We start from the raw sequence: 25921 nt of genomic DNA on the forward strand, positions 1-25921 counted from the left end.
AGCGAGTGTCTGGACCCGCAAACCACGCACGGGCGCGCAGCGCCTACGCGACGATGAGGACGTGCAGGTTGCGGGGGCCGTGCACGCCCTCGACCCGCTCGAGTTCGATGTCGGAGGTGGCGGACGGCCCGCTGATCATGGTGGTCGGCCGCTGTGGGACCAGGCGGGCCAGCGCCTCGGGTACCCCCACCTCGATCGTGTCCATCGGTACCACGCACACGTGGGTGTCCGGGACGAGGGTCAGCGCGCGGCGGCCCTGGTCGGCGCTGCCGTCGAGGAAGATGGTGCCGGTCTCCGCGCACGTGACCGTGGACGCCGTCACCACCGCGTCCAGGTCCGACAGCCGCGGTGCCGGGACGTCGGCCGAGTCGACGACGACGTCGCCGCCGAAACCGCTGAGCCACGAATCGTCCAGTCCCGCAGGCACACCGATCCGCCGTGCACCGATCTCACCGAGCACCCGGGCGATCGCCTCGGCGAGGGTCGCGGGGTCGCAGCGATGGACGTGCGCCTTGTAGTCGACGAGCCGGTCGACGAGCAGCTCCACCCGTTCGGTGTCGGGCATCGTACGACCGGTGCGGTAGTCGCGCGGAATCTGTTGCGGCACCGGCGGTGCCAGGGTCTGTGCGTCCCGGATCCGGGACAGGACCGTCTCCCGCGAGCTCATCTGCGTCCCTCTTCCCGTGCCTGACCCAGTTCCGCCCGACCCTCGGGCGAGTCCCACCACTGCCGGAACGTCTGCTTCGGCGGGGCAGGAATGTCGCGGGTGGCGGTCCACCCGTTCAGTGGGGGCGGAAGAGTCGAGATCTTGCCCTTGCGGCCGGCGACGAGCCGCCCGAGCCCGGCCGCCTTCTGCGCCAACGTGAATCGCCGCGCGGAGCTCATCGCGAGGGACGCAGCCTTCATGGCGACCTTCTCGGCGCCGAGCCCGGCCTGCTCCACCTTCTGGTGCCGCAGTTCGACCAGCAGGGACGGGATGTCGATCTTGACCGGGCAGGCGTCGAAGCAGGCCCCGCACAGGCTGGACGCGAACGGCAGGCTGGCGTTGGGGTCGTCCGGGGCGTCCATGCCCGCCAGCTGCGGGGTGAGCACCGCGCCGATCGGTCCGGGATAGGTGGAGCCGTAGGCGTGCCCGCCGGTGCGCTCGTACACCGGGCACACGTTCAGGCAGGCCGAGCAGCGGATGCAGTGCAGCGCCTGGCGTCCGATGCTGTCGGCGAGGGCGGCGGTGCGGCCGTTGTCGAGCAGCACCAGGTGGAAGGTCTGCGGTCCGTCGCCGGGGGTGACGCCGGTCCACATCGAGGTGTACGGGTTCATCCGCTCGCCGGTCGACGAGCGCGGCAGCAGCTGGAGGAACACCTCGAGGTCGGCGAACCGGGGGAGCACCTTCTCGATGCCCATCACCGTGATCAGCGTCTGCGGCAGCGTCAGGCACATGCGGCCGTTGCCCTCGGACTCGACGACACCGAGGGTGCCGGTCTCGGCGATCCCGAAGTTCGCGCCCGACACCGCGACCGGAACAGTCATGAATTTGTGCCGCAGGAACTTTCGGGCCGCGGCCGCGAGGTGGGCGGGGTTGTCGTCGAGCTGCGGGTCGACGCCGGACATCTCGCGGAGGAAGATCTCGCGGATCTCGGACCGGTTGCGGTGGATCGCGGGCACCAGGATGTGCGAGGGCTTGTCGTGGCCGAGCTGGACGATCAGCTCGGCGAGGTCGGTCTCGTAGGCGGTGATGCCCTGGGTCTCGAGGTGTTCGTTGAGTTCGATCTCCTGGGTGGCCATCGACTTGACCTTGATGACCTCGGTGGACCCGGTGGCGCGGATCAGGTCGGTGACGATCGCGTTGGCCTCGGTCGCGTCCGCGGCCCAGTGCACGACCCCGCCGCGCGCGGTGACGGCCGCCTCGAGCTGTTCGAGCAGGTCGGGCAGCCGGTTCATCGCGTCGGACTTGATCGCGGACCCGCTGTCGCGCAACTGTTCCCAATCCGGCAGCTCGCCGGTCACGTGCAGCCGCTTGGCGCGGATGGTGTGCGTGGCCTTGCCGATGTTGCGGCGCAGCTGGGCGTTGGCGAGTTCGCGGTGCGCGGCCCGCGGGAACGTCTCGGTGCCGCGCAGGAATCCGACCCCCCGAGGCGCGCGCGGCGGGACGGCGGGCAGGCCCAGGGCGACGCGGCTCACGAGCGGGCTCCGACCGTCGACTCGGTGGTCGCCAGGATCTCGGCGAGGTGGACGGTGCGGGTGCCCGTCTGCAGCCGGGACATGCCGCCGCCGATGTGCATCAGGCAGGACGAGTCACTGGCGCACAGGGATTCGGCTCCGGTGTCGACGACGTTGCGGATCTTGTCGGCGAGCATCGCGGTCGAGGTCTCGGCGTTCTTGATCGCGAAGGTGCCGCCGAACCCGCAGCAGGAGTCGGCCTCCGGCAGTTCGACGAGGTCGATGTCGCGGACAGCCCGCAGCAGCCGCAGCGGCTTGTCTCCCACCCGCAGCATCCGCAGCGAGTGGCAGGTGGGGTGGTAGGTGACGCGATGCGGGTACCAGGCGCCGACGTCGGTGACGCCGAGGACGTCGACGAGCAGTTCGGAGAGTTCGTAGGTCTTGGCCTTGACCGTCTCGACCCGTTCGCGCAGCGCGGGGGTGCCGTATCGGGAGGCGACGATCTCGTGCTGGTGCCGCACCGAGCCGACGCAGGAGCCGGACGGCGCGACGATCGCGTCGAGGGCGGAGTCGCCGAACTCCTCCGCGTAATTCGCCACCAGCGGCAGCGCGTCCGGCTGATAGCCCGTGTTGACGTGCATCTGGCCGCAGCAGGTCTGTCCCGGCGGGAACACGACCTCGTGCCCGAGCCGGGTCAGGAGCAGGGCGGTGGCCTTGGCGGCCGCCGGGAACATCGTGTCCCCGAGGCAGGTGGCGAACAGCGCGATTCGCATGGTGTCTCCGCAATCGTCGTTGTGGTCTGACCACAGTAACCCACGGTCAGCGCGATTTCGCAAGATCCGGCCGCACCCCGCTGTTGCGCAAGCCGTGAGCGGGCGACGATAGGCTCTCGTGCCATGCCTGGTGAGTCGTCGTCGCAGTCCGGCCCCCGCGCGTGGGAGCAGGTGCTGAGCCGGCTCGAGCAGATGCTGGTCTCGGGCGAGGTCCGGCCCGGCCAGCGACTGCCCGGCGAGCGGGTGCTCGCCGGCGATCTGGGGGTCGGACGGTCCTCGGTGCGCGAGGCGCTGCGGGTCATGGAGGCGCTGGGACTGTTGAAGGCGCAGACGGGGTCCGGCCCGAACGCGGGCGCGATGATCGTCTCCCGGCCGACGGGCGGCATGGCGATGCTGATGCGGATGCAGGTTGCCGCGCAAGGGTTTCCGGTGTCCGACGTGGTGCAGACCCGCATGGTGCTCGAGTCGGAGGTGATGCGCACCCTCGCCGTCCGCAGGCCGGCGCCCGACCTGCATCTCGCGCTCGAGCTGTTGGACTCGATGGACGAGAGCACCCTGTCCGCCGACGAGTTCCTGGTCCTCGACGCGCAGTTCCACGTCGCGATGGCCGACGCGGCGGGCAATCAGGTGGTGGCGGCGATGATGGCGGGACTGCGCGAGTCCATCGAGTCGTACGTGATCGGCGGGGTGGACGTCGCGAGCTGGCCGAGCACGTGCACCCGGCTGCGGCACGAGCACCGCGGGCTGGTCGAGGCCGTCGCCGCGGGCGATCCGGCCCTGGCCGAACGACGGATCCTCGACCACATCCGGGGCTACTACGAGGGCCTCGGGCGCTGACGCGCCGGACCCTCAGCGGACGGGCGGGACGCGGCGGGTGCTCACCGCGATCCGGTTCCATGCGTTGATGGTGAAGATGACGCTGATCAGCTGCGCCAGCTCCTGGTCGTCGAAGTGCTCGGCCGCGCGGTCGTACACCTCGTCGGGGACGAAGCCGTCGGTCAGCACCGTGACGGCCTCGGTCAGTGCCAGCGCCGCGCGCTCGCGGTCCGAGTACAGCCCGGTCGCCTCCTCCCACGCGCTGAGCAGGTAGAGCTTCTGTTCGCTGATGCCGGCCGCGCGGGCGTCGCGGGTGTGCATGTCGAGGCAGAAGGCGCAGTGGTTGATCTGGGAGGCGCGGGTGAGCACCAGTTCGACGAGGACGGGGTCGAGGCCCTTCCTCGCGGCGGCGTCGAGGGCGACCATCGCCTTGTAGACCTCGGGGGCGGCTTCGAAGAGGTTGATGCGTCGTGCGGTCTCGGTTGTCGTCATGGTGCAACCGTAGGACGCAAATGGTCCCTGTAAATGGTTCAATCGAGCAGTGACATCGTGGGCCAATCTCGGGCTGGATCTGCACCTGGACCTTCGCGGCAGGTCCGGCGTGCGTGCGGCGCTGACGGCCGCGCTGCGCGAGGACGTGCGCACTGGCCGGCTCGCCCCCGGGGTGCTCCTGCCGCCGTCCCGAACGCTGGCCGCGGACCTCGGGGTCGCCCGCAACACGGTGGCCGACGCCTACGCGGAGCTGGTCGCCGAGGGCTGGCTCACCGCCCGGCAGGGGTCGGGAACCCGGGTGGCGGCGCGCGCCGCGTCCGCGACCGTCGGACGGTCGACGCGACCGACCCCGCCGCCGCGGCCCGTCCACAACCTGATGCCCGGCTCGCCCGACGCCGCGTCCTTCCCCCGTGCCGCCTGGTTCGCCTCCACCCGCCGCGCGCTGACCGAGGCCCCGAGCGACGCGTTCGGGCCGGGTGACCCGCGGGGCCGTCCGGAGCTACGAAAAGCGTTGGCGGACTATCTGTCCCGAGCTCGCGGTGTCCGCGCCGACCCGGACCGTATCGTGGTCTGCGCCGGTACGGCGCACGCGATCTCGCTGCTCGGATCGGTGCTCGGCGGGCCGATGGCGGTCGAGTCGTACGGCCTGCACGTGCACCGAGACCAGCTCGCCGCGGCGGGCGTGCGGACGCTGCCGCTCCCCGTCGACGAGGACGGCGCGGGGGTCGCCGAGCTCGCGTCGGCGGCCGTCGCCGGCGCACTGCTCACACCCGCTCACCAGTTCCCCATCGGCGGGCCGCTGCATTCGGAACGCCGTGCCGCGGTGGTGGATTGGGCGCGCGACAGCGGTGCGACGATCCTCGAGGACGACTACGACGGGGAGTTCCGCTACGACCGCCAGCCCGTCGGTGCGATGCAGGACCTCGACCCCGACCGGGTGGCGTACCTCGGTTCGGTGAGCAAGAGCCTGTCCCCGGCGCTGCGTCTGGGCTGGATGGTGCTGCCCGACCGGCTCGTCGACCCGGTGCTCGCCGCCAAGGGCGTCTGGGAGCGATGGGTGAGCGTGCCGGACCAGCTGACGCTCGCGGACTTCGTGGCGCGCGGCGGCTACGACCGCCAGATCCGGCTGATGCGGACGCGATACCGCAGGCGCCGAGATCAATTGGTGACGACTCTCGCCGAGCGGGCACCGCACGTGCGGGTGTCAGGCATCGCGGCGGGCCTGCACGCCGTCGTCGAGGTGCCGGCGGGCGACGAGCGGCGAGTCCTGGCTGCCGCGGCGGCCGAGGGCCTCGCGCTCGGTGCGCTGTCGTCGTTCCGGCACCCCGACACCGCAGATACCTGGCGCGAGGGGGTGGTGGTCGGCTACGGGACCCCGCCCGAGCACGCGTTCGCGGGCGCGCTCGACGCACTGTGCCGGGTGTTGACGCGCTGACGCGCAGTGGTGCGGTTACGGAGTGTCAGCACTCCGTAACCGCACCACTGCGGCGGAGCCGCCTTAGATCGAGCCGCCCGCGACCGGGGGTGCGCCCACGGCGTCCTCCGGGCTGCTCATCTCGCGCGCGACGAAGGTCTCGAGGTCGAACAGGTTGGTGCCGGCGCGGTCCGCGATGGCCAGCAGCGTGGTCATCGAGGCGACCTCCTCGACCTGCTCCTTGAGGAACCACTGCATGAACTGCTCGCCGAGGTAGTCGCCCTCCTCGCGGGCGGTGCTCGCGAGCCGGACGATCTGGTCGGTCACGACCTTCTCCTGCGCGAGCGCGAGTGCGATCGGCTCACGCGGGCCGTCGAAGCTGGACTTCGCCGCGTCGACACCGGTCAGCTCGACCGTCATGTCGCGGTCGAGGAAGTACTGCACGATCATCATCGCGTGGTTACGTTCCTCGACCGCCTGGGTGTAGAAGTGCTTGGCCAGCTGCGGGAGGTCGGCGTTGTCGAAGTACACGGCCGTCGCGATGTACTGGTGAGATGCATTGAATTCATTGCGAATCTGGTCGTGGAGCAGTGCGTGAAACTTCGTCTCGTTGCTGTCGTCGCTGTTGCTCATTCGGCGACGATATCGCTGGTCAGAAACCGTTGTCATCCAAGTGAAGCCTTATTGAGGACAGTGTTCCCTAAATTTCGAATTCGTGAATTCGGCTAAGGAAGACCGCGTGGACGGCGTGATCGGGGAGCGGAAAGTGTTGCCCGACATGAACATTTCGATGCGGTTCACACGCGGCGGCGAATGTGCTTACGCAGCACCGCCTCCCGCGGGCCGAGGCGCGGTCGAGTCCGACGCCGACGCGGAGTTCATCTCCCGGGCGACGAAGTCCTCGATGTTGAACAGGTTGTCCCCGGCCCGGTCGACGATCGTCAGCAGGGTGGTCATGGAGGCGACCTCCTCGACCTGTTCCTTGAGGAACCACTGCATGAACTGCTCACCGAGGTAGTCGCCGGTGTCGCGGGCGGTGCGGGCCAGCTTGGTGACCTGCTCGGTGACGGCGCGCTCCTGGTTCAGTGCCAACTCCACCGGCTCGCGGACCGACCCGAACTCGGTGACGACCTCGTCGACGCCGGGGATCTGTACCGCGAGATCGTTGTCGAGCAGGTACCGGATCATCATCATCGCGTGACTGCGTTCCTCGTTCGCCTGGCTGTAGAAGCGCCCGGCGAGCTGCGGGAGGTCGTTCCCGTCGAAGTACACCGCGACGGCGATGTACTGCTGCGATGCCGTGAACTCGTTGCGAATCTGTTCGCGGAGTAGGTCGTGGAACTCGCTGCGTTCGCGGGGGTTGCTCATGGGCTCAGGCTACCGGGCGCGGCGGGTTCACCTGGTGGTCAGCAACTCCGGTGGAATCGGCTTGTCCTCGGCCAGCGCGCCGAAGAACTGCGAGGCCTTGGCGCGGTCCCACAGCAGCACGTTGCCCGACTCGGTGTCCTCGAACCCGCCGACCGGGACCGTGGTGGTGACCAGGTCGCCGCGCATCGCCCAGGCGAGCCCGGCCAGGTTCCACAGGTGATCGTTCTCGTCGACCTGCAGGGAACCGGCGGTCTCGGTCACCAGCGGCCACACCCGCAGCGGGTTCAGCATCGTGCCGAGGCTGGTGGCCTTCTTCAACAGCGCCGCCATGAATGCGCGCTGGTTGTTCATCCGGTCCAGGTCCGCCAGTGGCGTCGCGCGACTGCGCACGAACCCGAGCGCCTCGGTGCCGGTCAGGTCCTGGCAGCCGGCCTGCAGGTTGACCCCGGCGAGCGGGTCGTCGATGGGGTACGGCACGCAGAGGTTCACCCCGCCGATCGCGTCGACCATGCCGGCGAACCCGCCGAACCCGATCTCGGCGTAGTGGTCCATCCGCAGCCCGGTGGCCTCCTCGACGGTCTGCACCAGCAGTTGGGGTCCGCCGATCGCGAAGGCGGCGTTGATCTTGTCTCTCCCGTTGCCGGGGATGGGGACGTAGGAGTCGCGCGGGATGGACACCATCGTCGCCGCGCCACTCTCGGGGATGTGCACCACGATGATGGTGTCCGTGCGGCCGTTCCCGACCTCGCCGCCGGTGGAGAGCTGCTGCTCCTGCTCGGGGGTGAGGCCGGTGCGGCTGTCGGAGCCGACCAGCAGCCAGTTCGTCCCGGGGGTGTCCGCGATCCGGCCCGGGTAGCCGGACAGTGCGTCGATCCGCGTCAGCGAGCGGTCCAGATAGAACACCGAGCCGCCGAGGACGACGAGCACGATCAGCAGCACGAGCCCGATCCGGCGACCCCAGTGCGGCCTGCGGCGGGTCCGCGCGGGACGGGGAGGCTGCTCGGGCGGGACCGGCGCCTGCCGTCGTCCGGGTGGGGGCGGCGGTACCGGCGTGCCGCGCCGCCGTGACGGATCGACGTACGGCTGCGGCGTCTGGGTCGGGGCGTGGGCGGAGCCCGAACGGTGGTCGGGTCGGGGCGGTGGGGCCTGTCGCGGTGCGAGGGGGCGCTGGTCGGGCGGCTGCGACCAGGCTCGCGCGGGAGCGGGCGGCGCCTGCCTGCCGTCGCGGCGGATCACCTGGGTGCCCTCGGGCGGCGGACCCGCGGGCCGCCGGGGCGGCGGCACCGGTCGTCGCGGCGGCTGGTTCGACGCGGGCGGCTGATTCGGTCCCCACGGTTGCGGACGCGGCGCACCGCCGCGACCCGCGCGGGGGTCCCGGGGGTCGCGGGGCTGGTAGTGGTCGCCGTTCACCACAGAAACTGTACGGGTCAGGGCAGCCAGGACACGTGGCCGCGAAGCGCGGTGTACCCGACGAACGCGACCGCGTCGATCAGCCAGTGCGCCACGATCAGCGGCCACAACCTGCCGGTGCGCTGCCAGTAGCGGCCGAAAACCAGGCCCATCACCACGTTGCCGAGGCCGCCGCCGAGGCCCTGGTACAGGTGGTAGCTGCCACGCAGCACCGCGGAGGCCAGGAGCGAGGAGTTCTCGCCCCAGCCGAGCCGGCGCAGCCGCGAGATCAGGTACGCGACCACCAGCACCTCCTCGGCGGCGGAGTTCGCGAACGCCCACAGCAGCAGCGCGGGCAGTCGCCACCAGTGCTCGCCGAGGGTGCTGGGGAGCACGGTGACGTTCGCGCCGATCGCGGTCGCCGCCAGGTACAGGCCGAGGCCCGGCAGTCCGATCAGCGCGGCCAGGCCCACCCCCGGCAGCAGGTCGCGACGCCATCCGGGCCTGCGGCTCAGGCCGACCTTCTCCGGGCCGAGGCCGCTGCGCCAGAGCATGTACAGGCCGAGCGCCGCCCAGGCGCAGAGCCTGACGATGCCGAGCAGTTGGCGGCCGAGGTCGATCCAGCCGACGGTGGAGCGGGACGCGTTCAGCGCGATCGTCTGGTCGGAGAGTTCGCCGGGGGCCAGCGCGCTCTCGGCGAGCGAGAGCACGCTCGACAGCGCGCTCAGTCCGAAGGTGACCAGCAGGACGATGGTGATCTCGACCCACAGTGCGCGGCGCTCGGCGGGGTCGGGCGCCGGCTCGGTCTGCGGGTGCGGGGCGGGCCGGAGCCAGTCGTCGAGCCGGGTCACACCGTGACGGTAGCGCCTCCCGCCCCTCCACGATCGGCACCCCGACCGGGGTGAAAGGCGCGGACGGGGCGCGGAGCCCCGTCGGTCAGGGTCGCGCGCGCAGCCCGTTGAGGAACGGGCACCCGACGAGCAGGCGCAGCGCCCGGTTGAGCGCGGCCGCGTCGTCGACGGGACTGTCGAAGGAGAGCCGGACGTCGCTGTCCCCGTCCGCGCCCTCGATCCGCAGCCGGACCCCGTACCGGTCCAGGCCGAGGGGACGGACCTGCCCGGTGCGCAGATTCCGCGGCAGGCGCTGCGCGAGCTGACGGATCAGGTCGCCGTGGTCGGATTCGAGGTGCTCGAGCCAGCAGTCCTCGACCGCGTGGAAGGGGTCTGGGCGGGCGGCGAACAGGTCGTCGAGCGGCACGGGTTCGGCGCCGTGACCGTCCGCGACGACCGCGGATCCGAGCACGAGCCGAAGCAGGGTGGTCGTGTACCCGACGTCGAGGAGGGCGGGGTCGGGATGCTCGGCCGCGACCGCCGCGGCCAGCGCGCGCGAGGCCTCGGGCGGCACCGCGTGCAGCGCGCCGCGCAGCCACACCAGCGAACGGACCGGTTCGCGCAGGTCCAGCGGGGCCTGGTCGGTGAGTTCGAGGAGCGCGGGCAGTCCGGCGCGCGAGGCCTGCCAGCTGAGCGCGGTGACGGCGGAGTCGGTCGGGACGGTGAGCACCACGTCGCCGCACGCGCGCAGGTGTTGGACGGGGACGGTGACGGGTTCGATGCCGTCGACCGCGAGGACGGCCGGCCGCGCGCGGGCGCACGCGCTGCGGACGCGTTCGGCCGTGGACGGTGCGAGCGGGGTGGACGCGGTCATCGGCGGTGCTCCTTTCGGTCCCCGGAGTTCGGAGTCGCAGTAGGTTAGCCATGCCTAAGTTACGTGCAGGGTCCCGGGACGCGCAAGGCCTACCCGCGCGGCTACCGTGGAGCCGTGTCCACCCTGCTCACCCTGCATCCGCCCACCCCGAACGATCCGCGACCGCCGTTCGCCGGCCTGCTGTCCGAGATCTGCACCGACGTCACGGGCGCACGCGCGCGGCGCCGCGGCGAGCTCTTCGGGCCGCCGGTCCTGCCGGTCTCCGCGCTCGACGGGGCCGAGTCGTCCGACGGGCCGCTGTGGGTGCGACTGGGCACCGACCTCGACCGACTGCCCGAGCGGGACGGGCCGGTACTCACGCGCGTCGAGGTGGACTGCCCGCTCGAGCACCTCGACGACGCCGTCGCGCTCGCGCAGGGTGATCCGCGTCCGCTGCCCGCCCCGCTCGCGGTGTTCGTCCAACCCGGGGGTGCCGGCCGCGGATGGGCGGCCGAATCGGCCGAGCGGATAGCTGCCGCGGGGGCGCACCCGGGGCTCGACGCCGGCCTCGCCGACGCGGACGTGGCCGACTTCCTCGCCGTGCTCGCGCATTCCGACGCCGGCTTCGTCGCCCGCGCCGGGAGCGGGGACGAGGTGGTCGCGATCCTGGCGGCGACGGTCGCGGCCCTGCGCGGCGACGACATCCGCGCCGCCTACGTCGGAGCCGACCCGGCTCCCGTAGCCGCGCTCAGCGCCGCCGCGGCCGGCGCGGTCCGCGAGGTGCTGCTGGGGATCGCGGTCGTGGACGCCGCCGCGGTCGAGGCGCACCTGCTCGCGCGCGGCATCACCGCCGCCCTCGGCACCGCCTCGCCCCGCCCCTGACCGAGTGAACGTACCGTTCGTTCGATCTGATCGAGTGAACGCTTCCGTTCACTCGAATCGGCGGGGTGCGCGACCGGTCGGGTCGGGTCGGGTCCGGCCGGGGTGCCGGTGGGGGTGCGTAATCTGGACCGGTGCCACGCATCGCCTACTTCGGACCGTCCGGGACCTTCACCGAGATGGCCCTCGCCCAGCTCGAGTCGTCCGGTGCCTTCGACGGGCCAGTCGAGCGGGTGGCCGCGCAGAGTCCGCCCGCCGCGCTCGCCCTGGTGCGCGCGGGAACCGTCGACGGCGCAGTGGTCCCGATCGAGAGTTCGGTGGAGGGTCCGGTGCCGCCCACCCTCGACGCCCTCGCGGTCGAGGACCGGCTGCAGATCGTCGCGGAAACCGAACTGGACGTGAGTTTTACGATCGTGGCGCGCCCCGGTACCACGCTCGCGCAGGTGCGCACCATCCGCGCCTATCCGGTGGCGGGCGCGCAGGTGCGGATGTGGATCGAGAAGAACATGCCCGACGCCGCCGTCGAATCCGCTTCCTCCAATGCCGGCGCCGCGGAGGACGTGGCGGCCGGGTCGGCGGACGCGGCGGTGTCCACGGCGCTCGCGGGTGAGCGGCTGGGGCTGGCCGTGCTGGCCGACTCGGTGGCCGATTTCGACGGTGCGCGAACGCGTTTCGTGCTGGTGACCCGTCCCCGCCCGGCGCCGGCCGCGACCGGAGCCGACCGCACGGCGGTGGTGCTGCAGCTGGACAACTCGCCGGGCTCACTGGTCAGCGCCATGTCCGAATTCGCCACTCGTGGAATCGATCTCACCCGTATCGAGTCACGTCCGACGCGGGTCGAGTTCGGCACGTACAAGTTCTACCTGGACTGCATCGGACACATCGAGGACACCGCGGTCGCGGAGGCGCTCAAGGCGTTGCACCGCAAGCACACGGTGCGGTTCCTGGGATCGTGGCCGGCCGCGACCCCCGGCGGGCAACGTCCGCCGTCGGACGAGGAGGCCGCCGAGTGGCTTCGCCGCATCCGGGCCGGCGAGCCGGACGGAGGGTACTGACGGTGGCGGGCAAGCTGATCCTGGTCCGGCACGGTCAGACCGAGGCGAACGTGGCCCGGCGGTTGGACACCCGACTGCCGGGCGCCCGGCTGACCCAGCACGGGGAGGGGCAGGCCCTGGCCTACGGGACCGCACTGACCGGTCCGCCCCCGAAGGCCGTGGTCGCGTCGGAAGCGTTGCGTGCCAGGCAGACCGCGAGCTTCGTCGAGCTGGCGTCCGGTATCACCGTGCAGGTGCGCGAGGGCATCCACGAGGCGCAGGCCGGCGAGCTCGAGGACCGGTCCGACCGCGCCTCGCACGAGCTGTTCGCGCGGGTGTTCCACTCCTGGCACGCGGGGGAGCTCGGCGCACGGATCCCCGGCGGGGAGTCCGGCGAGGACATCCTGGAGCGGTACCTCCCGGTGGTGAGCTCGCTGCGGTCGGAGTTCCTCGACGGCGCCCGCGCGGACGAGGACGGCGACGTCCTCGTGGTCAGTCACGGCGCCGCCATCCGCCTCGTCGCCCGCTACCTCGCGGATGTCGACGGCACCTTCTCCGCGGACACCCACCTGGACAATACCCAGACAATCGAGCTGGCCCCGACCGCCGGCGGCGGGTGGAAGTGCGTGCGCTGGGGGGCGCTGCTGCCGCCGTTCTTCGCGCCGGCGGAGGACGTGCTCGACGATCCGATGGGGTGAGCGGCAATCCTTCCCGTTCAACGAGTTTCGGCGTTGCGTAGGCTGTGGATGTGACCGAGCGAGTCGACAAGCGCAGCCAGCGGTACGCGGGCCGACGCGCGGAGCTGCTCGCCGCCGTCACCGGCTATGTCGTCGAACACGGGGTTCTCGGCCTCTCGATGCGACCGATGGCCAAGGAGGTCGGCGTCTCGCACGCCTCGCTGCTCCATCATTTCGGGAGCAAGGAGAATCTGCTCGCCGAGGTCGTCGAGAACATGCGCGGTGAGTCGATTCCGCTCGAGCTGCTCGATGACGACGACGCCGATCCGATCGCGCTGCTGACCGGATGGTGGTCCACGCGAACGGATCCCGCCGTTCTGCCGCGGTTCCGGGTGATGCTGGAGATCTACGTACAGGCGGTGCTCCGTCCCGCGGAGAACGAGCGGTTCCTGTCGCGATTCGTCGGGCAGTGGCTCACGGCGCTCGAGCTGGGGCTCAGGGCGGCGGGCTGCCCCGAGGACGAGGTGCCACTCGAGGCGACGCTGATCCTGGCCCAGGTGCGCGGGCTCACGCTGGACCTGCTCGGGACCGGTGACCGGGCCCGGGTGGACGGGGCGTTCGCGCTGTTCGTCGATGGAATCGCCGCGAAGATCGACCGGTGGCGCCCGGCCGGCCAATGATTGCTTGACCAACTGGTAGAGCTACTTCTATGGTCTGTGTGCCCGGTCGCGATGTGACCGGGCGCACAACCGTGAGGAGAACTGCCTTGACCAGTCGACTGCGCGCCCTGTTCGTGGGCGCGACCGCGGTGGCCGTCGCTGCGATGTGCGCCGCTGCGCCCGCGGGCGCAGCCCCGGCCACCGGAGCTCCGGGTGCCGTCGTGAAGAACGCCGAACTGCCCCACGACCGCTGGTTGCCGGGGATCGCGAAGGCGTCGCTGCTGACGTACTGGTCGCAGGGGCCCGGGGACAAGCCGATGCTCAGCACCGGCGTCGTCTACGTCCCGCAGGGCACGGCGCCCGAGGGCGGCTGGCCGGTCGTCTCCTGGGCGCACGGGACCACCGGCGTCGCCGACCAGTGCGCGCCGAGCGCGAACGTGCCGGCCGACCGGACGGTGCGCGGACTCGGGCACTGGCTCTCGCAGGGCTACGCCGTGGTCGCAACGGACTACGTGGGCCTCGGCACCGAGGGCGTGCACCCCTACCTGGACGGTCGCTCGGCGGCGCACAGCGTGGTCGACATGGTGCGCGCGGCGCGCTCGGTGACCCCGGAGCTGTCCGACAGGTGGGTCGCGATGGGCCAGTCCCAGGGCGGTCAGGCGACCATGTTCACCGCCAATCTCGCCACCGCGTACGCGCCGGAACTCGACTACCGCGGCGCGGTCGCGACCGGCGTGCCGTCGAACATCGAGAACCTGCTGCCGCTCGGCGGGCCGGCGTTCCCGAAGCTGCCACTCAAGGGCACCACGGTCTACATCGCCAACGCCCTCGACGGGCTGCGCGCCGCGCGTCCGGACGTCGACATCGACTCGTACCTGAGCCCGCTCGGCAAGACCATCCTCGACGACGTCGAGAACAACATCTGCTACTCCGACGCGCGGACCAAGTACGCGGACGTCTCGATCGGCCAGCTCTTCTCGAAGTCGATCGACACCCCGGCGTTCGTCGACGCGGCCCGCACCATCCTCACCGTGCCGACCAGCGGCTACGACCGCCCGGTCTTCATCGGACAGGGCCAGCAGGACCTCGACGTCCCGATCCCGTTGACGCTGAAGCTGGTTGCGGATCTGACCGCGAACCGGGTCGACTTCGCGTTCCACACCTACCCGACCGACCACCTGGGCACCGTGCCCGCCTCCGAGGCCGACAGCACGCCGTTCGTGGCGGCGCTGTTCAAGGGCGAGAAGCCGTGCACGGGGAGCGCCTGCTGACCCGCGCTCGATCCGCCGCGGGTTCCCAGGCGAGCGGCGCTCTGGTACGGATGAGGGATCCGCGTGAGGACGCGGCCAACGAGCCAGGAGGCGTGTGTGAAGGCGGTTCACGTGACCGAGACGATCGGTCCTGACGGTGTGTGCGTCGTGGAGACGGACGAACCCGCCGGCGACGGTCTTGTCGTGGTCGACCTCCACGCGGCGGGTGTCTCGTACCCCGACCTGCTCCAGACCTCCGGCGGCTACCAGGTGGTGCGGCCGCTGCCGTTCGTGCCGGGCGTCGAGGGCGCGGGGATCGTGCGCAGCGCGCCCGCCGATTCCGGCGTGACCGTCGGGGCCCGGGTCGCGGTGCTGGCCCCGGGCGGTGCCTGGCAGCAGACGGTGGCGGTGCCGCCGGCATCGGTGTACCCACTGCCGGACGCGGTCTCGCTCACCGCCGGAGCCGGCTTCCTGATGAACTACATGACGGCACATTTCGCGCTGGTGGAGCGGGCCCGGTGCCTCGCGGGCGAGACCGTGCTGGTGCACGGCGCGGCCGGCGGTCTCGGGGTGGCGACGCTGCAGGTGGCGGCCGCGCTGGGCCTGGAGACGATCGCGGTCGTGAGCACCGAGGCGAAGGCGGACGTCGCGCGGGCCAACCGCGCGACCCACGTCGTGTCGGTCGAGGGGTGGCGCGAGAGCGTTCGCGAGATCACCGGTGGCCGGGGCGTCGACATCGTGATCGACCCCGTCGGCGGCGACCGGTTCACCGACAGCATCCGCAGCCTGGCCACCGGCGGACGCCTGGTGGTGCTCGGGTTCGTCGGGGGCGACATCCCGACCGTCAAGGTGAATCGCCTTCTGCTGAACAATGTCTCGGTGCTCGGAGCGGGATGGGGAGAGTACCTGCGGGCGGTTCCGGACTACCCGGCGCGGCAGTGGTCCCAGCTCGGTCCGCTGCTCGCGTCCGGTGAGCTGCGGATCACGGAGCCCGTTACGTTCGCGCTCGACGAGGCGTCGCAGGCGTTGCGGGCGCTCGAGACCCGTTCCGCGGCGGGGAAGGTGGCGCTGCGGTTCGGTGCGTGAGTGTCAGCGCAATTCGGCGATCAGGTCCGCCAGCGCCTGCCGGAAGCGGGCGTCGCTGCCCGGGCTGAGCGTGGACCACGCGACCCCGTCCGCGGACACGCTCGACGTCCCGACGATCCGGCCGCGGTCGGTGTCGAACGCCGTCACCGGTCCGCCGATCTGTGTCACCGCGGCGTCGGCGTGCCGGATCCCGACGATCTCGGCGTGGGCGCGGATACCGGCCAATGCCGTCGCGAGGGTGCTCGCGTCGGACTCGTCGATCCCGAGCTCGGCCAGCCGTCGGGCCGTGGACAGCCGATTCGCGCAGTCCCCCAGCGCGCCGATCAGCTGGTCGGTCGGTGCGTTGACCGGGCCGAAGTCGAGCGGCGCCGAGCGTCCGACCGCGTCGAGCAGCAGTTCCGGGCCGTGACCGTCGGACGGTTGCAGCACATACGAATTCGGGCCGCGCAGGGCGAGCAGTTCGCCTGCCGGAGCGCGAACCAGGCACAGGCGCGAGACCTCGGTCCGGCCCGTGGTGTACCAGCGCAGCGCGATCTCGGCACACGGTCGGGCGAGCAGAGCGACCCAGTCGGCCACGTCCGGATGTGGTGCTCCCGCGGGGAGCAGACCACGCTCGGCCAGCGTCTCCCGGGCCCTGGCGAGCGCGGCGTCGCGGGCGGGAGACGAGTCGAAGCGGGGGCCGGCGTCGAGCACCACCGGCAGCTCGTCCACCGCGAGCAGGTGGACCAGCAGGTCCATCTCGTCGAGGTCGAGAGTCACCGACTCGAGCGGGCTCACCGAGGATCCGCCCCGATGACGGAGGGGATCACCACGCGCCCGTCGCCGAAGTGCTCGAGGCCCTTCAAATAGTCCGGCGTGCGGTGCTCCTCGTCGTCCTGACCGAACCCGCGGCCGGTGCCCGGTGATCCCAGGTGGCCCGCGCGGGGCGGGGCCGCGGCGGCGTCCGCGCGGGCGAGATCGGCGCCGACGGCCGTGGTGGGGCCGCCGCCGCGCCCGGGCAGGGGCGCCGGGTCGCCGCCCGTCGGGGAGGCGCCCCAGCCCTCCGGCAGCACCGCGCGGCCGGTCCCGCCGGAGCCCGGCAGCGCAGCCGAGCCGATTCCGCTGCCGCCCACCGCACCCGAGGAACCGAGCGCGCCGACCGGGCGGGTGGCCGCGAAGCCACCTGCCGACGAGCGGGTCCCGGGCCCGTTCGTCGCGATCCCGCTCGTCGCGGTCCCGCCGAGCACGGGGTCCGCGGCGGCGCCGGTGAACGCGGAGATCGCCGACGGGGCTAGGGACGTGGTCGTCGAGGCGACCGCGCTCACGCCGGAACCGGCGATGCTGCCCGCCTGTGTGGCGACGCCGACCACCGCCGGGTTCTGCGCCTGCGCCAGCACCGCGCCGAGAGCAGCCTGCGCCGGGCTCACCGCGGGGTCGGCGGCGATCGTGCTCGGCGGGACCGCGTCGGGTGCGCCGGCCGACGCCGTGCCGACGCCGTTGGCCAGCGGCGGCGGGGAACTGAAACTCTGCGGCACCGCCACGATGCTCGAGGCGGCCTCGTAGGCCTCCATCACCAGGGCGGCCCGGACGTCCATGGCGCGGTCGGCGGCCTCGGTGGCGGCCCCGGCGCCCGCCAGCGCGCCGCCGGTCGTGTACGCGACCGCCTTCGCGGTCTTGACCGCGGCGATCTCCGCCAGGCTGGGCATCGCGATCCGCGCGACCGTGTGTGCGCCGGCCTCGGTCGCGGCCTTGGTGGCGGTCGCGGCGGCCATGGCGCCCGCGGCCTCGGTCCAGGCGTGGAACGGGACGAGTCTGGACAGTGCGCTGTCGAAGGCGAGGCCCTGCCACCCGGCGCCCAGCTCGCCCATCACCTTGGTGAGGGTGGCGGTCGCGTCGGCGAGGCCGGCGGTCAGGGCCGTCCAGGCCGTGCTCGCCGCGGACAGCTGGACCGGTCCGACGCCTGCGTTGAGTGCGGTGGAGTTCCAGGTGGCTCCGCGGGGCAGCCAGACGACCCCGGTGAATCCCATGGTCATGTCGTTGTCTCCTCGGATCCGGTTGGTGCGGCGTCACATACCCTCGGCGAGCGAGGCGCCGAAGCTGTGGTCGAGGCCCTGGTACTCGGCGGCGTGCTTGCGCAGGGCCGCGGCGGCCGTCACGAGTTCGGTGATCCCGGAGGCGGCGGACGGGAGGAAGCTGTCCGCGACCGAATTGAAGAACCCCGCGGCCATCGTCGACACCTCGTCGGTGCCCGCGGGCGCCATGTGCAGGGCGGGTCCGTTGACCTCGACGGAGATACGGAGGCGTTCCGCGAGGGACTCGAGCTGCACGGCAGCGGAGATGAGAGCGTCGGGAGAGACGTACACGTGGCCTGGCATGGTCTCGGCCTCCTCGGTGGACTCGACGAGGCGTGCTCGTCGATATTGACCCGTCAGGAGATTGGACGCCGCGACCGACCGCGCGGTTCCGCCGAATTCGACTGCGTCAGCCCCAGCCGAGCTGGTGCAGTCGTTCCTCCTCGATGCCGAAGTAGTGCGCGATCTCGTGGATGACCGTCACCGCGACCTCCTCGACCACCTGCTCCTCGCTGTCGCACATCTCGAGCAGCGCCTCGCGATAGATGGTGATGGTGTCGGGCAACGCACCGCCGTAGTGGCTGTCCCGCTCGGTCAGCGCGATGCCGTGGTAGAGCCCGAGCAGGCCGGGGTCGTGCTCGTCGCGGTCCTCGACCAGGACGACGACGTTGTCGATCGCCCGCGCCAGCTCCGGCGGGATCAGGTCCAGTGCCTCCGAGACCAACTCCTCGAAGCGGTCCTCGGTCATCGAAACGGCCACGTCAGTTACCCAACGGAGCGGCGCCGGGCAGCGGTACCGGCCGGGACCGTCCCTCGGGCTCGGCCGGGGGAGCCACCGGCGGCGCGCCGCTGATCAGGATGTCGCCCTTGGCGCTGTTGGTGATCGGCGCGAACCCGCCGCTGTCGAGCTCCTTGCCGACCGAGCAGTTGACCTTCCGGCTGCCCGCGAGCCAGCTGCTGAGCTCGATGTTGTCCCAGAACAGGGTGAGGGTCTTGTTCCGCAGCGCGTCGGGGGAGCCGAGGTACTCGTTCGAGGCCTGGGTGCAGGTCTCCTCGAGGTACTTGTCCTGGTCGGGCACGGCCGGGTAGCCGCCGGGGAACTTGGCGCCCAGGTCCACCACGGAGATCACCTCGAACGCGTGCGGCTGCGAGCAGTCGACCGGGTCCGCGGGAACGTTCTGATTGATGCCGATGCAGGTGCCCGCGTCCCACACCTTCGACTCGTCCTGGCCGACCACGGTCCCGACGATCGGCAGCGGCGTGCCGGTGGTGCTCGAGCGCTGCAGCCCGCAGCGCAGCGTGCGCTCGCCGGCCGCCCACCCGGCCTCGCCGGGATTGATCAGCCCGACGCTGAACTTGCCGTTGGGGTCGTACCGGGCGCCGAGGTACTCGACGACCGCGGGCGCGCAGTGTTCGTTGCGGAGCTGGGAGAAGCGCAGCACGCCGGGGAAGCGTGAACCCGGACCGAACTCGGCGCCGGGGAAGATGCTCAGGTCCACCTCGGAGGCCACCTCGAACAGATGCTTGTCCGAGCAGTCCACCTTGGTCAGGTCGCTGGCGTCCTCCTTCGTCCAGGTCAGGCAGTCGCCCGTGCCCGCGGTGCCGAACGCCTTGCCCGCGACGGCGCCGGTGGACATCGGTCCGCCGTTGTTGGGGTGGGTGGTCAGTTCGCTGCCGCTGTGGAAGCCGCCGGAGATCACCAGGGTGGCGATCGCGGCGAGCACCGCGCCCAACGCGATCGCGATCAACCCGCGCCGGGTGGTCCGCGCCGACATGTGGCGTCCGGACAGCCTGGTCACCAGCGGTCCGGGACCGTCGGGCGCCGCGCCGTCGCGGGCCTGCGCGTCGTTCGCGGGTCCGGTGCTCGGGTCTACGTTGTCGGGGGTGTGTTCGTCGGCCATCGCCCTCCATCATGCCTGCCAGCCGGGGCGGGGCCGGTCTTTCCCGCGCCCGCCTGGCCTCCGCGTCGGAAACCGAAATCGGCGCCGCGGGTCGACCAAGTAGGGTTTGTCCTTGTGATTGACCTCAAATTCCTGCGCGAGAACCCCGACGTCGTCCGCGACTCACAGCGCACCAGGGGTGAGGACCCCGGGTTGGTCGACGCGCTGCTGTCCGCCGACGAGTCCCGTCGGGCCGCGGTGCTCGCGGGTGACAACCTGCGGGCCGAGCAGAAGGCCCTCGGCAAGAAGGTCGGCCAGGCCTCCGCCGAGGAGCGGCCCGCGCTGCTCGCCGGGTCGAAGGAACTCGCGCAGAAGGTCAAGGACGCCGAGGCCGCGCAGCACGAGGCGGACGCCGCGCTCGACGCCGCGGCCCGCGCCATCTCGAACATCGTGCAGGAGGGGGCGCCCGCCGGCGGCGAGGACGACTTCGTCACCCTCGACACGGTCGGCGAGATCCCGACCTTCGACTTCGAGCCGAAGGACCACCTCGAGCTCAGCGAGTCGCTCGGCCTGATCGACATGGAGCGCGGCGCGAAGGTCTCCGGCGCCCGCTTCTACTTCCTGACCGGCGCGGGCGCGATGCTCCAGCTGGGACTGCTGCAGCTGGCCGCGCAGAAGGCGACCGCGAACGGCTTCACCCTGATGATCCCGCCGGTGCTGGTCCGGCCGGAGATCATGCAGGGCACCGGGTTCCTCGGCCAGCACTCCGAGGAGGTGTACCACCTCGAGCAGGACGACCTGTACCTCGTCGGCACGTCGGAGGTCCCGCTCGCCGGGTACCACTCCGGCGAGATCCTCGACCTGAGCGAGGGGCCGAAGCGGTACGCCGGCTGGTCCTCCTGCTTCCGCCGTGAGGCCGGCAGCCACGGCAAGGACACCCGCGGCATCATCCGCGTGCACCAGTTCGACAAGGTCGAGATGTTCACCTACTGCAAGCCCGAGGACGCGGATGCCGAGCATCAGCGGCTGCTCGGGTGGGAGCGGGAGATGCTCGCGGCCATCGAGGTGCCGTACCGGGTCATCGACGTCGCCGGCGGCGACCTCGGTTCGTCCGCGGCGCGCAAGTTCGACTGCGAGGCCTGGGTGCCCACCCAGGGTGCCTACCGCGAGCTGTCCTCGACCTCGAACTGCACCACCTTCCAGGCGCGGCGCCTCGGCACCCGGTACCGGGACGAGAACGGCAAGCCGCAGACCGCCGCGACCCTCAACGGCACCCTGGCCACCACCCGGTGGATCGTCGCGATCCTGGAGAACCACCAGCAGGCCGACGGCAGTGTCACCGTGCCGGTCGCGCTGCAGCCGTTCGTCGGCACCGACGTCCTGCGGCCGTAACCCCACCCTCGCTTCCCGAATGGGACATTTGGTCGGTCAGAACGACCGAATGCCCCATTCGGTAACGTCGGTGCATGACGGACGACCCGATCGACCCCCGGCTCCAGGAGATCGCACAGCGAGTCTTCGACGCGGCTCGGGCCGGTGACACCTCGACCCTTGCCGCCTACCTCGAGGCGGGTGTCCCGGTGAACCTGGCCAACGGCAGCGGCGACACCCTGCTGATGCTCGCCGCGTACCACGGTCACGCCGAGGCCGTGCAGCTGCTGATCGACCGGGGCGCGGACGTCGACCGGCTCAACGAGCGCGGCCAGTCACCCGTCGCGGGCGCGATCTTCAAGGGCGAGGCGCCGGTGGTCCGGGTCCTCGCGGCGGCCGGCGCCGACCCGAACGCGGGCCATCCCACCGCCGTCGATTCGGCGAAGATGTTCGGCCGCGAGGACTACCTGACGCTGTGGGACCTGTCGTAGGACGCCGAACGGGCGGATACCGGGCCGGTCACTCGACCGACGTTCCGGTAACCGCCCGTTCGACGTGGCAGGTCAGAGCTTCGACGAGCGCAGCTCGTGACCCTTCGAGGTCTTGCAGCGGCCGGTCTCGAGGTCCCACTGCCAGCCGTGCAGGTTGCAGGTGAGGTTGCTGCCCTCGACCACGCCGAACTTGGACAGGTCCGCCTTGAGGTGCGGGCAGCGACGCTGAATCTCGTAGCCGCCCAACTCGATCGACGCGCTGTCGTCGTGCGCCTCGGCGAACCAGCCGTCCGCGTAGGCGATCCGCTCGTCGGTCAGGCACTTGAAGAACGTGTAGAGGAATTCGTTGTAGCCGCCGACTCGCCAGGCCTCGAACCGGGTGGACAGGAAGATGGTGTTGACCCAGTCCGGCTCGTCGTCGCGCAGCACTGTTCGAACCAGCTCGGGTGCGATGCGGAAACCGTAGCGGTACTTGCCATCTCCCTCGATCGGCTCGCGGACCGTGCGGTTGGGGAAGTCGAGGACCACCGTCTCGTCGCCCATCACCAGGCCGACGGGGTAGCCGATGCCGTCGCAGATCACGTCCGACTGCGCCATGATCGGCTCGAACTTCGCACGCAGGGGCTCGAGCAGCGGCTCGCCCTCGGCGGGTGCCCAGGAGGCCTTCTCCTGTGCGAGCACCGGTGCCATCCGCTGCGCCATGTCCTCGATGTAGGCGGCCTTGTCGGAGAAGATCTTGTCGACCTCGGCGTCCGGGATCGGGTGCGACAGGCTGGCGTCCGATCCGTGGATGTCGACGACGCTGCCGGGGATCATCAGCAGTCCGCCGTCGTTGCCGTGGATCCGCATCTGCTCGAGGAAGACGATCTGATCCGGGAAGATGTTGCCCTCGTCGCCGTGGTCGTCGTTGAGGTCGCGCAGCGCCGCGTCCAGGAAGACGGGCGGGCCGGCCGACGGCACCACCCACGTCGCCCCGACCTGGTCGATGTAGCTGCGGCAGCGGTCCATGCCGCGCTGCCGCTTCTGCTTGCCGAAGTTGCGCTTGGTGCCCGCCGGGATGTCGTAGACCATCGGGTACCAGATCGCGCCCGAGTACTGCAGCAGGTGGATGTCGATCTTGCCGAACTGCTCGTGCAGCACGTCCATGTCGACCGGACGGGCGTCGTTCATGTTGAAGCAGGTGGTCTCGCGGTCCGAGACGACCAGGCCGGAGTCCCCGATCGGGCCGTCCGCGGGCGCGCGCAGGGCGATGATCATGACGTCCAGGTCGCCCTTGGGGCCGGTCACCGTGTGCTTGACGGAGTCCTGGGTCTCGAAGAACTTGGTGAAACCCAGGTTCTCGAGTTCCCGCCGCAGGTCCGGCACGGGGTAGTCGGGGAGCAGCACGGTCGCGTCCTTGTTCACGTGCTTGCGCAGGTTCTCGGGGTCGAAGTGGTCCTTGTGCAGGTGCGAGACGTACAGGTAGTCGACGTCGCCGAGGGCGTCCCAGTCCAGGCCGGTGTTGTCCGGGAACGGGAACCAGGACGCGAAGTAGGCGGGGTTGACCCACGGATCGCACAGGATCGATCCCGCCTCGGTCTGGATGTGGAACCCGGCGTGTCCGACGCTGGTGACCTGCACTGGTATGCCTCCTGGGATATACGACGGGTCCCAGCGTAGGCGGCGCGCCCACGGCGGCGCATCCGCGTGCGGCCAGGGTCGCCATGATGCGCGGGTGTGGCCGATCGCACTACGCTGGCTGATCGTGGAACCCGTCTACAGAACAATCATCGGCATCGCTCGCACGGTGTTCGCCGCCCAGGGCCTGAAGTTCACGGTCAGCGGCGACGAGAACATCCCGGCCCAGGGCGGGGCGGTGATCGCGGTGAACCACACGGGCTACATGGACTTCACCTACGCGGGGCTGCCGGTACGCAGCGTGAAGCGCTACATCCGCTTCATGGCGAAGAAGGAGGTCTTCGACAACAAGATCTCCGGCCCGATCATGCGAGTCCTGCGGCACATCCCCGTCGACCGCGGGGCGGGCGCCGACTCGTACCGGGCGGCGGTCGCCGACCTGCGTGCCGGCGAGCTCGTCGGCGTCTACCCGGAGGCCACGATCAGCCGCAGTTTCGAGCTCAAGGACTTCAAGTCGGGCGCGGCGCGGATGGCGATCGAAGCAGGCGTTCCGATCGTCCCCATCGTCATCTGGGGCGCTCAGCGGGTGTGGACCAAGGGCCACCCGAAGCGGTTGGGGCGCACCAACACTCCGATCTCGATCGCGGTAGGCGAGCCGATCCAGCCGTTCGAGCCGGCCGGTGAGCTGACCGCGAAGCTGCACGCCACGATGGAGGGCATGCTGCACGCGCTGCAGGAGGGCTACGAGCATCCGGCAGGGGAGTACTGGGTGCCGGCGCGGCTCGGCGGCAGCGCGCCGACCCTCGACGAGGCGAACCGGATGGACGCCGAGGAGGCCGCGCAGAAGGCGGCCCGACGGGCGCAGTCGTCGGACGGATCCTGATCGGTGCCCGTCTCGGCCAGGGCGATCGCGTGAGGCGTCGGTTGCTGCGCGTCGCCCTCGCGGTGTTCGCGGTACTGGGGGCGACGGTGCTCGGCTCGATGGTCTGGATCGGTGTCGCCTCGGCCGGGCACGTGTACGACCCGGACGATGCGCCGGAGGCTCCGGTGGTGATCGTTCTCGGCGCCAAGGTTCAGGACGGCAAACCGATGTCGTTCCTGGCCGGCCGCCTCGATGCCGCGGCGGAGCTGGTGCACGCAGGCAAGGCACGCGCGGTGCTGGTCTCCGGCGACGCCAACGGCACCTCCGGGAACGAGATCGCCGCGATGACCGCGTACCTGGTGTCCAAGGGCATCGACCCGGCGCGGATCGTCGGCGACGACTACGGCCTGGACACCTACGACACCTGCGCCCGCGCCGCGACGACATTCGGAATTCGCAAGGCGCTCATCGTCAGCCAGGACTTCCACGTCTCACGCGCGGTGGCGCTGTGCCGGCACGTCGGCATCGAGGCGGACGGGGTTCGTGCGTACTGCGACTGCCGATTGGTCACGGTCGCCCGGAACACCGCGCGCGAGTGGTTGGCCCGACCGAAGGCGGTCGCGGACATGCTCAGCAGCAGGGAGCCGAAAGTGGTTTCCCCGCCGGATGATTCGATCCAACGGGTGCTGGCGGGCTGAACCCGGCGCGGTGAGGCCGGCCCGTCGAGGGGCCGGCCTCACCCGTTCAGCCGTGGATCAGGAACCGAGGATCGACGTGAGGGAGCCGAGGTCCACGGAGCCGAAGTCGACCGAGCCGGTTCCGGTGCCGGGATCGACCGGGTCCGGGCCCGGACCCGGATCGACGGTGCCCGCGCCGACGGTGACCGTCGCCAGCGCGCTGCCACCCGCGTTGACGGGCACGTCGTTGGCCGGCCTCTTGCCGTCCTTCGGCGTGCAGAACGTCGGAGCGTTCTGCTGCGAGCCGAGCGCGAACGCGCGGGCCAGGAAGGTGTCGTAGTTCTTGTCGCTGTTGTAGTTCGCGGCCTCGCCTGCGACGCGGACGGTCGGCGCGACGACACCCTCGGCCAGCGCCTTGACCGTCACGGTGACAGCGGGGAGCTGGAACTTGGTGGAACCGTCGGCGGTCGGATTGCCGTCCAGGTCGGTCTTGGTCTTCTCGACGGCGATGCCGCCGGGGGTGTTGGCGCTGGCCTTCGGGCTGTTGGCGACGGTCTCGTTGTCGCCGGAGAGCCGCAGGATCGTGCCCGACGCATCGGGCTCGCCGGCGTCGTTGACGCGGATGACCGACGGCGCGACACCGGTGAGGCCCTTGCCGGTGCCGGGGACGACCACCGCGGAGACGAACTCGGCATTCGCGGGCAGATCCCAGTCGATCTTCAGGCGCTGGATGTCGGTCGTCGTGGCGATCGACTCCTTGTCGGGCAGCGAGCTCACGGTCGGCTGCATCGTGTAGCTGAACTGCTCGCCGACCTTCGCGCTGTCCGGTGCGGTGATGGTCATGCCGAGCGTCTGCGACATGTGCTGGGTGAGGACCGCGCGGGCCTGGCAGGCGCCCTGGAACTCGATCGAGTTGGAGGCGGCGGAGGCCGGTGAGGCCATCAGCAGGCTGCCCGCGGCGACCGCAGCGGCGGCGACCGTCGGGATGGCGGTGCGGCGAACGTGGGTGAAGGTCAAGGTCACTCCTCAGGTGGTGTACTTGCTGAGCAAAGTAAAGAACTTCCGTGATCTGGACCGTAAACGAGAACCGGTTCGTTAGTGTCGAAAATCAACGAAAAAGTAAATGCCCAGCGTGCGGCCCCGTTGGGAATGAAAGTTAGCTGAGAGAACGAAACCTGTTCTATTCAGGTTCTTTACTGTTTGCTCCCGTTGTCGTGCCGGCGGCCGCGCTGTGAGAACGCTGAGATCCGCTCCCGCCGGTACGGCAGGATGGGTACAAATGGAGTGTGGCCCGC

At 70.9% G+C, this 25921-nt stretch carries 28 protein-coding genes; 12 read left to right on the forward strand and 16 right to left on the reverse strand.

Annotated features, from left to right (window positions below; all coding sequences use genetic code 11):
• Positions 1-43: 43 nt before the first annotated feature.
• Genes ACFVH2_RS01445 through ACFVH2_RS01455 form a run of 3 tightly spaced genes read right to left on the reverse strand, consistent with a single transcriptional unit; the run spans position 44 to position 2930 of the window.
• Positions 44-667, reverse strand: coding sequence for a lactate utilization protein C (locus ACFVH2_RS01445; protein WP_378420830.1), 624 nt, complete (start codon positions 665-667; stop codon positions 44-46).
• Positions 664-2178, reverse strand: coding sequence for a LutB/LldF family L-lactate oxidation iron-sulfur protein (locus ACFVH2_RS01450; RefSeq protein ID WP_378420832.1), 1515 nt, complete (start codon positions 2176-2178; stop codon positions 664-666). Before ACFVH2_RS01450 ends, ACFVH2_RS01445 begins: the two co-directional genes overlap by 4 nt.
• The gene (locus tag ACFVH2_RS01455; protein ID WP_378420834.1) at positions 2175-2930 is read right to left on the reverse strand and encodes a (Fe-S)-binding protein; all 756 of its coding nucleotides are present in this window, start codon (positions 2928-2930) and stop codon (positions 2175-2177) included. The genes ACFVH2_RS01450 and ACFVH2_RS01455 overlap by 4 nt, the downstream gene beginning before the upstream one ends.
• 123 nt (positions 2931-3053) lie before the next feature.
• On the opposite strand from ACFVH2_RS01455, the gene ACFVH2_RS01460 reads away from it, so the two are divergent.
• Positions 3054-3767: a FadR/GntR family transcriptional regulator gene (locus tag ACFVH2_RS01460; protein WP_378420836.1), complete on the forward strand. Its 714-nt coding sequence runs from the start codon at positions 3054-3056 to the stop codon at positions 3765-3767.
• Positions 3768-3779: 12 nt separating this feature from the next.
• Here the strand turns inward: ACFVH2_RS01460 and ACFVH2_RS01465 are convergent, their stop codons facing one another.
• The gene (locus ACFVH2_RS01465) at positions 3780-4238 is read right to left on the reverse strand and encodes a carboxymuconolactone decarboxylase family protein (protein ID WP_378420838.1); all 459 of its coding nucleotides are present in this window, start codon (positions 4236-4238) and stop codon (positions 3780-3782) included.
• 49 nt (positions 4239-4287) lie between these two features.
• Between ACFVH2_RS01465 and ACFVH2_RS01470 the strand changes: the two genes are divergently transcribed.
• The gene (locus ACFVH2_RS01470) at positions 4288-5673 is read left to right on the forward strand and encodes a PLP-dependent aminotransferase family protein (RefSeq protein WP_378420840.1); all 1386 of its coding nucleotides are present in this window, start codon (positions 4288-4290) and stop codon (positions 5671-5673) included.
• Positions 5674-5736: 63 nt separating this feature from the next.
• Here the strand turns inward: ACFVH2_RS01470 and ACFVH2_RS01475 are convergent, their stop codons facing one another.
• From ACFVH2_RS01475 to ACFVH2_RS01495, 5 genes are all read right to left on the reverse strand, one after another.
• Positions 5737-6285 (reverse strand): ferritin, encoded by a 549-nt coding sequence (locus ACFVH2_RS01475; RefSeq protein WP_378420842.1) that lies wholly within the window; start codon positions 6283-6285, stop codon positions 5737-5739.
• Positions 6286-6471: 186 nt separating this feature from the next.
• A complete protein-coding gene (locus ACFVH2_RS01480; RefSeq protein WP_378420844.1) occupies positions 6472-7020 on the reverse strand; it encodes a ferritin in 549 nt (182 codons plus the stop codon).
• 27 nt (positions 7021-7047) lie between these two features.
• Positions 7048-8256, reverse strand: coding sequence for an LCP family protein (locus ACFVH2_RS01485; protein WP_378421377.1), 1209 nt, complete (start codon positions 8254-8256; stop codon positions 7048-7050).
• A gap of 191 nt (positions 8257-8447) precedes the next feature.
• Positions 8448-9260, reverse strand: coding sequence for a CPBP family intramembrane glutamic endopeptidase (locus ACFVH2_RS01490; protein WP_378420846.1), 813 nt, complete (start codon positions 9258-9260; stop codon positions 8448-8450).
• An 85-nt stretch (positions 9261-9345) separates the two neighbouring features.
• A complete protein-coding gene (locus ACFVH2_RS01495; RefSeq protein ID WP_378420848.1) occupies positions 9346-10113 on the reverse strand; it encodes a DUF2470 domain-containing protein in 768 nt (255 codons plus the stop codon).
• A gap of 114 nt (positions 10114-10227) precedes the next feature.
• On the opposite strand from ACFVH2_RS01495, the gene ACFVH2_RS01500 reads away from it, so the two are divergent.
• The 6 genes from ACFVH2_RS01500 (at position 10228) to ACFVH2_RS01525 (ending at position 15677) form a co-directional block, all read left to right on the forward strand.
• On the forward strand, positions 10228-10974 hold the full coding sequence (locus ACFVH2_RS01500; RefSeq protein ID WP_378420850.1) for a hypothetical protein: 747 nt from the start codon (positions 10228-10230) through the stop codon (positions 10972-10974).
• 131 nt (positions 10975-11105) lie between these two features.
• Positions 11106-12026, forward strand: coding sequence for a prephenate dehydratase (gene pheA, locus ACFVH2_RS01505; protein WP_378420852.1), 921 nt, complete (start codon positions 11106-11108; stop codon positions 12024-12026).
• A gap of 2 nt (positions 12027-12028) precedes the next feature.
• Positions 12029-12703, forward strand: a complete 675-nt coding sequence (locus ACFVH2_RS01510; protein WP_378420855.1) for a histidine phosphatase family protein — start codon at positions 12029-12031, stop codon at positions 12701-12703.
• A 50-nt stretch (positions 12704-12753) separates the two neighbouring features.
• Positions 12754-13362, forward strand: a complete 609-nt coding sequence (locus ACFVH2_RS01515) for a TetR/AcrR family transcriptional regulator (protein WP_378420857.1) — start codon at positions 12754-12756, stop codon at positions 13360-13362.
• Positions 13363-13448: 86 nt separating this feature from the next.
• The gene (locus tag ACFVH2_RS01520; RefSeq protein WP_378420859.1) at positions 13449-14612 is read left to right on the forward strand and encodes a lipase family protein; all 1164 of its coding nucleotides are present in this window, start codon (positions 13449-13451) and stop codon (positions 14610-14612) included.
• A 96-nt stretch (positions 14613-14708) separates the two neighbouring features.
• A complete protein-coding gene (locus ACFVH2_RS01525; protein ID WP_378420861.1) occupies positions 14709-15677 on the forward strand; it encodes an NADPH:quinone oxidoreductase family protein in 969 nt (322 codons plus the stop codon).
• Positions 15678-15680: 3 nt separating this feature from the next.
• On the opposite strand, the gene ACFVH2_RS01530 is transcribed toward ACFVH2_RS01525, so the two are convergent.
• The 5 genes from ACFVH2_RS01530 to ACFVH2_RS01550 all read right to left on the reverse strand — a co-directional run bounded on the left by ACFVH2_RS01530 (position 15681) and on the right by ACFVH2_RS01550 (position 19503).
• A complete protein-coding gene (locus ACFVH2_RS01530) occupies positions 15681-16454 on the reverse strand; it encodes an ESX secretion-associated protein EspG (protein ID WP_378420863.1) in 774 nt (257 codons plus the stop codon).
• On the reverse strand, positions 16451-17689 hold the full coding sequence (locus ACFVH2_RS01535; protein WP_378420865.1) for a PPE domain-containing protein: 1239 nt from the start codon (positions 17687-17689) through the stop codon (positions 16451-16453). The genes ACFVH2_RS01530 and ACFVH2_RS01535 overlap by 4 nt, the downstream gene beginning before the upstream one ends.
• Before the next feature lie 33 nt (positions 17690-17722).
• Entirely contained in the window at positions 17723-18031 is a 309-nt protein-coding gene (locus ACFVH2_RS01540) for a PE family protein (RefSeq protein WP_378420867.1), read from the reverse strand.
• A 106-nt stretch (positions 18032-18137) separates the two neighbouring features.
• The gene (locus ACFVH2_RS01545; RefSeq protein WP_378420869.1) at positions 18138-18488 is read right to left on the reverse strand and encodes a metallopeptidase family protein; all 351 of its coding nucleotides are present in this window, start codon (positions 18486-18488) and stop codon (positions 18138-18140) included.
• 1 nt (position 18489) lies between these two features.
• Positions 18490-19503, reverse strand: a complete 1014-nt coding sequence (locus tag ACFVH2_RS01550) for a septum formation family protein (RefSeq protein WP_378421379.1) — start codon at positions 19501-19503, stop codon at positions 18490-18492.
• Positions 19504-19743: 240 nt separating this feature from the next.
• Here ACFVH2_RS01550 and serS point away from each other — a divergent pair, with 240 nt between their 5' ends.
• Both serS and ACFVH2_RS01560 read left to right on the forward strand, forming a co-directional pair.
• Positions 19744-21000, forward strand: coding sequence for a serine--tRNA ligase (gene serS, locus ACFVH2_RS01555; protein ID WP_378420871.1), 1257 nt, complete (start codon positions 19744-19746; stop codon positions 20998-21000).
• A 74-nt stretch (positions 21001-21074) separates the two neighbouring features.
• Entirely contained in the window at positions 21075-21470 is a 396-nt protein-coding gene (locus tag ACFVH2_RS01560; RefSeq protein WP_378420873.1) for an ankyrin repeat domain-containing protein, read from the forward strand.
• 72 nt (positions 21471-21542) lie between these two features.
• Here ACFVH2_RS01560 and ACFVH2_RS01565 read toward each other — a convergent pair whose 3' ends face one another.
• Complete coding sequence (locus tag ACFVH2_RS01565) at positions 21543-23090, reverse strand: Rieske 2Fe-2S domain-containing protein (protein WP_378420876.1); 1548 nt, start codon at positions 23088-23090, stop codon at positions 21543-21545.
• 124 nt (positions 23091-23214) lie between these two features.
• On the opposite strand from ACFVH2_RS01565, the gene ACFVH2_RS01570 reads away from it, so the two are divergent.
• Positions 23215-23970 carry a lysophospholipid acyltransferase family protein gene (locus ACFVH2_RS01570; protein WP_378420878.1) on the forward strand — a complete coding sequence of 252 codons (756 nt, stop codon included), beginning with the start codon at positions 23215-23217 and terminating at the stop codon, positions 23968-23970.
• Between the two features lie 98 nt (positions 23971-24068).
• On the forward strand, positions 24069-24647 hold the full coding sequence (locus tag ACFVH2_RS01575; protein WP_378421381.1) for a vancomycin high temperature exclusion protein: 579 nt from the start codon (positions 24069-24071) through the stop codon (positions 24645-24647).
• Between the two features lie 57 nt (positions 24648-24704).
• On the opposite strand, the gene ACFVH2_RS01580 is transcribed toward ACFVH2_RS01575, so the two are convergent.
• Positions 24705-25643: an Ig-like domain repeat protein gene (locus ACFVH2_RS01580; RefSeq protein WP_378420880.1), complete on the reverse strand. Its 939-nt coding sequence runs from the start codon at positions 25641-25643 to the stop codon at positions 24705-24707.
• Between the last annotated feature and the right edge of the window lie 278 nt (positions 25644-25921).

Origin of the sequence: Rhodococcus sp. NPDC127527, assembly GCF_042672245.1 — a bacterium.
GTDB lineage: Bacteria > Actinomycetota > Actinomycetes > Mycobacteriales > Mycobacteriaceae > Rhodococcus_G.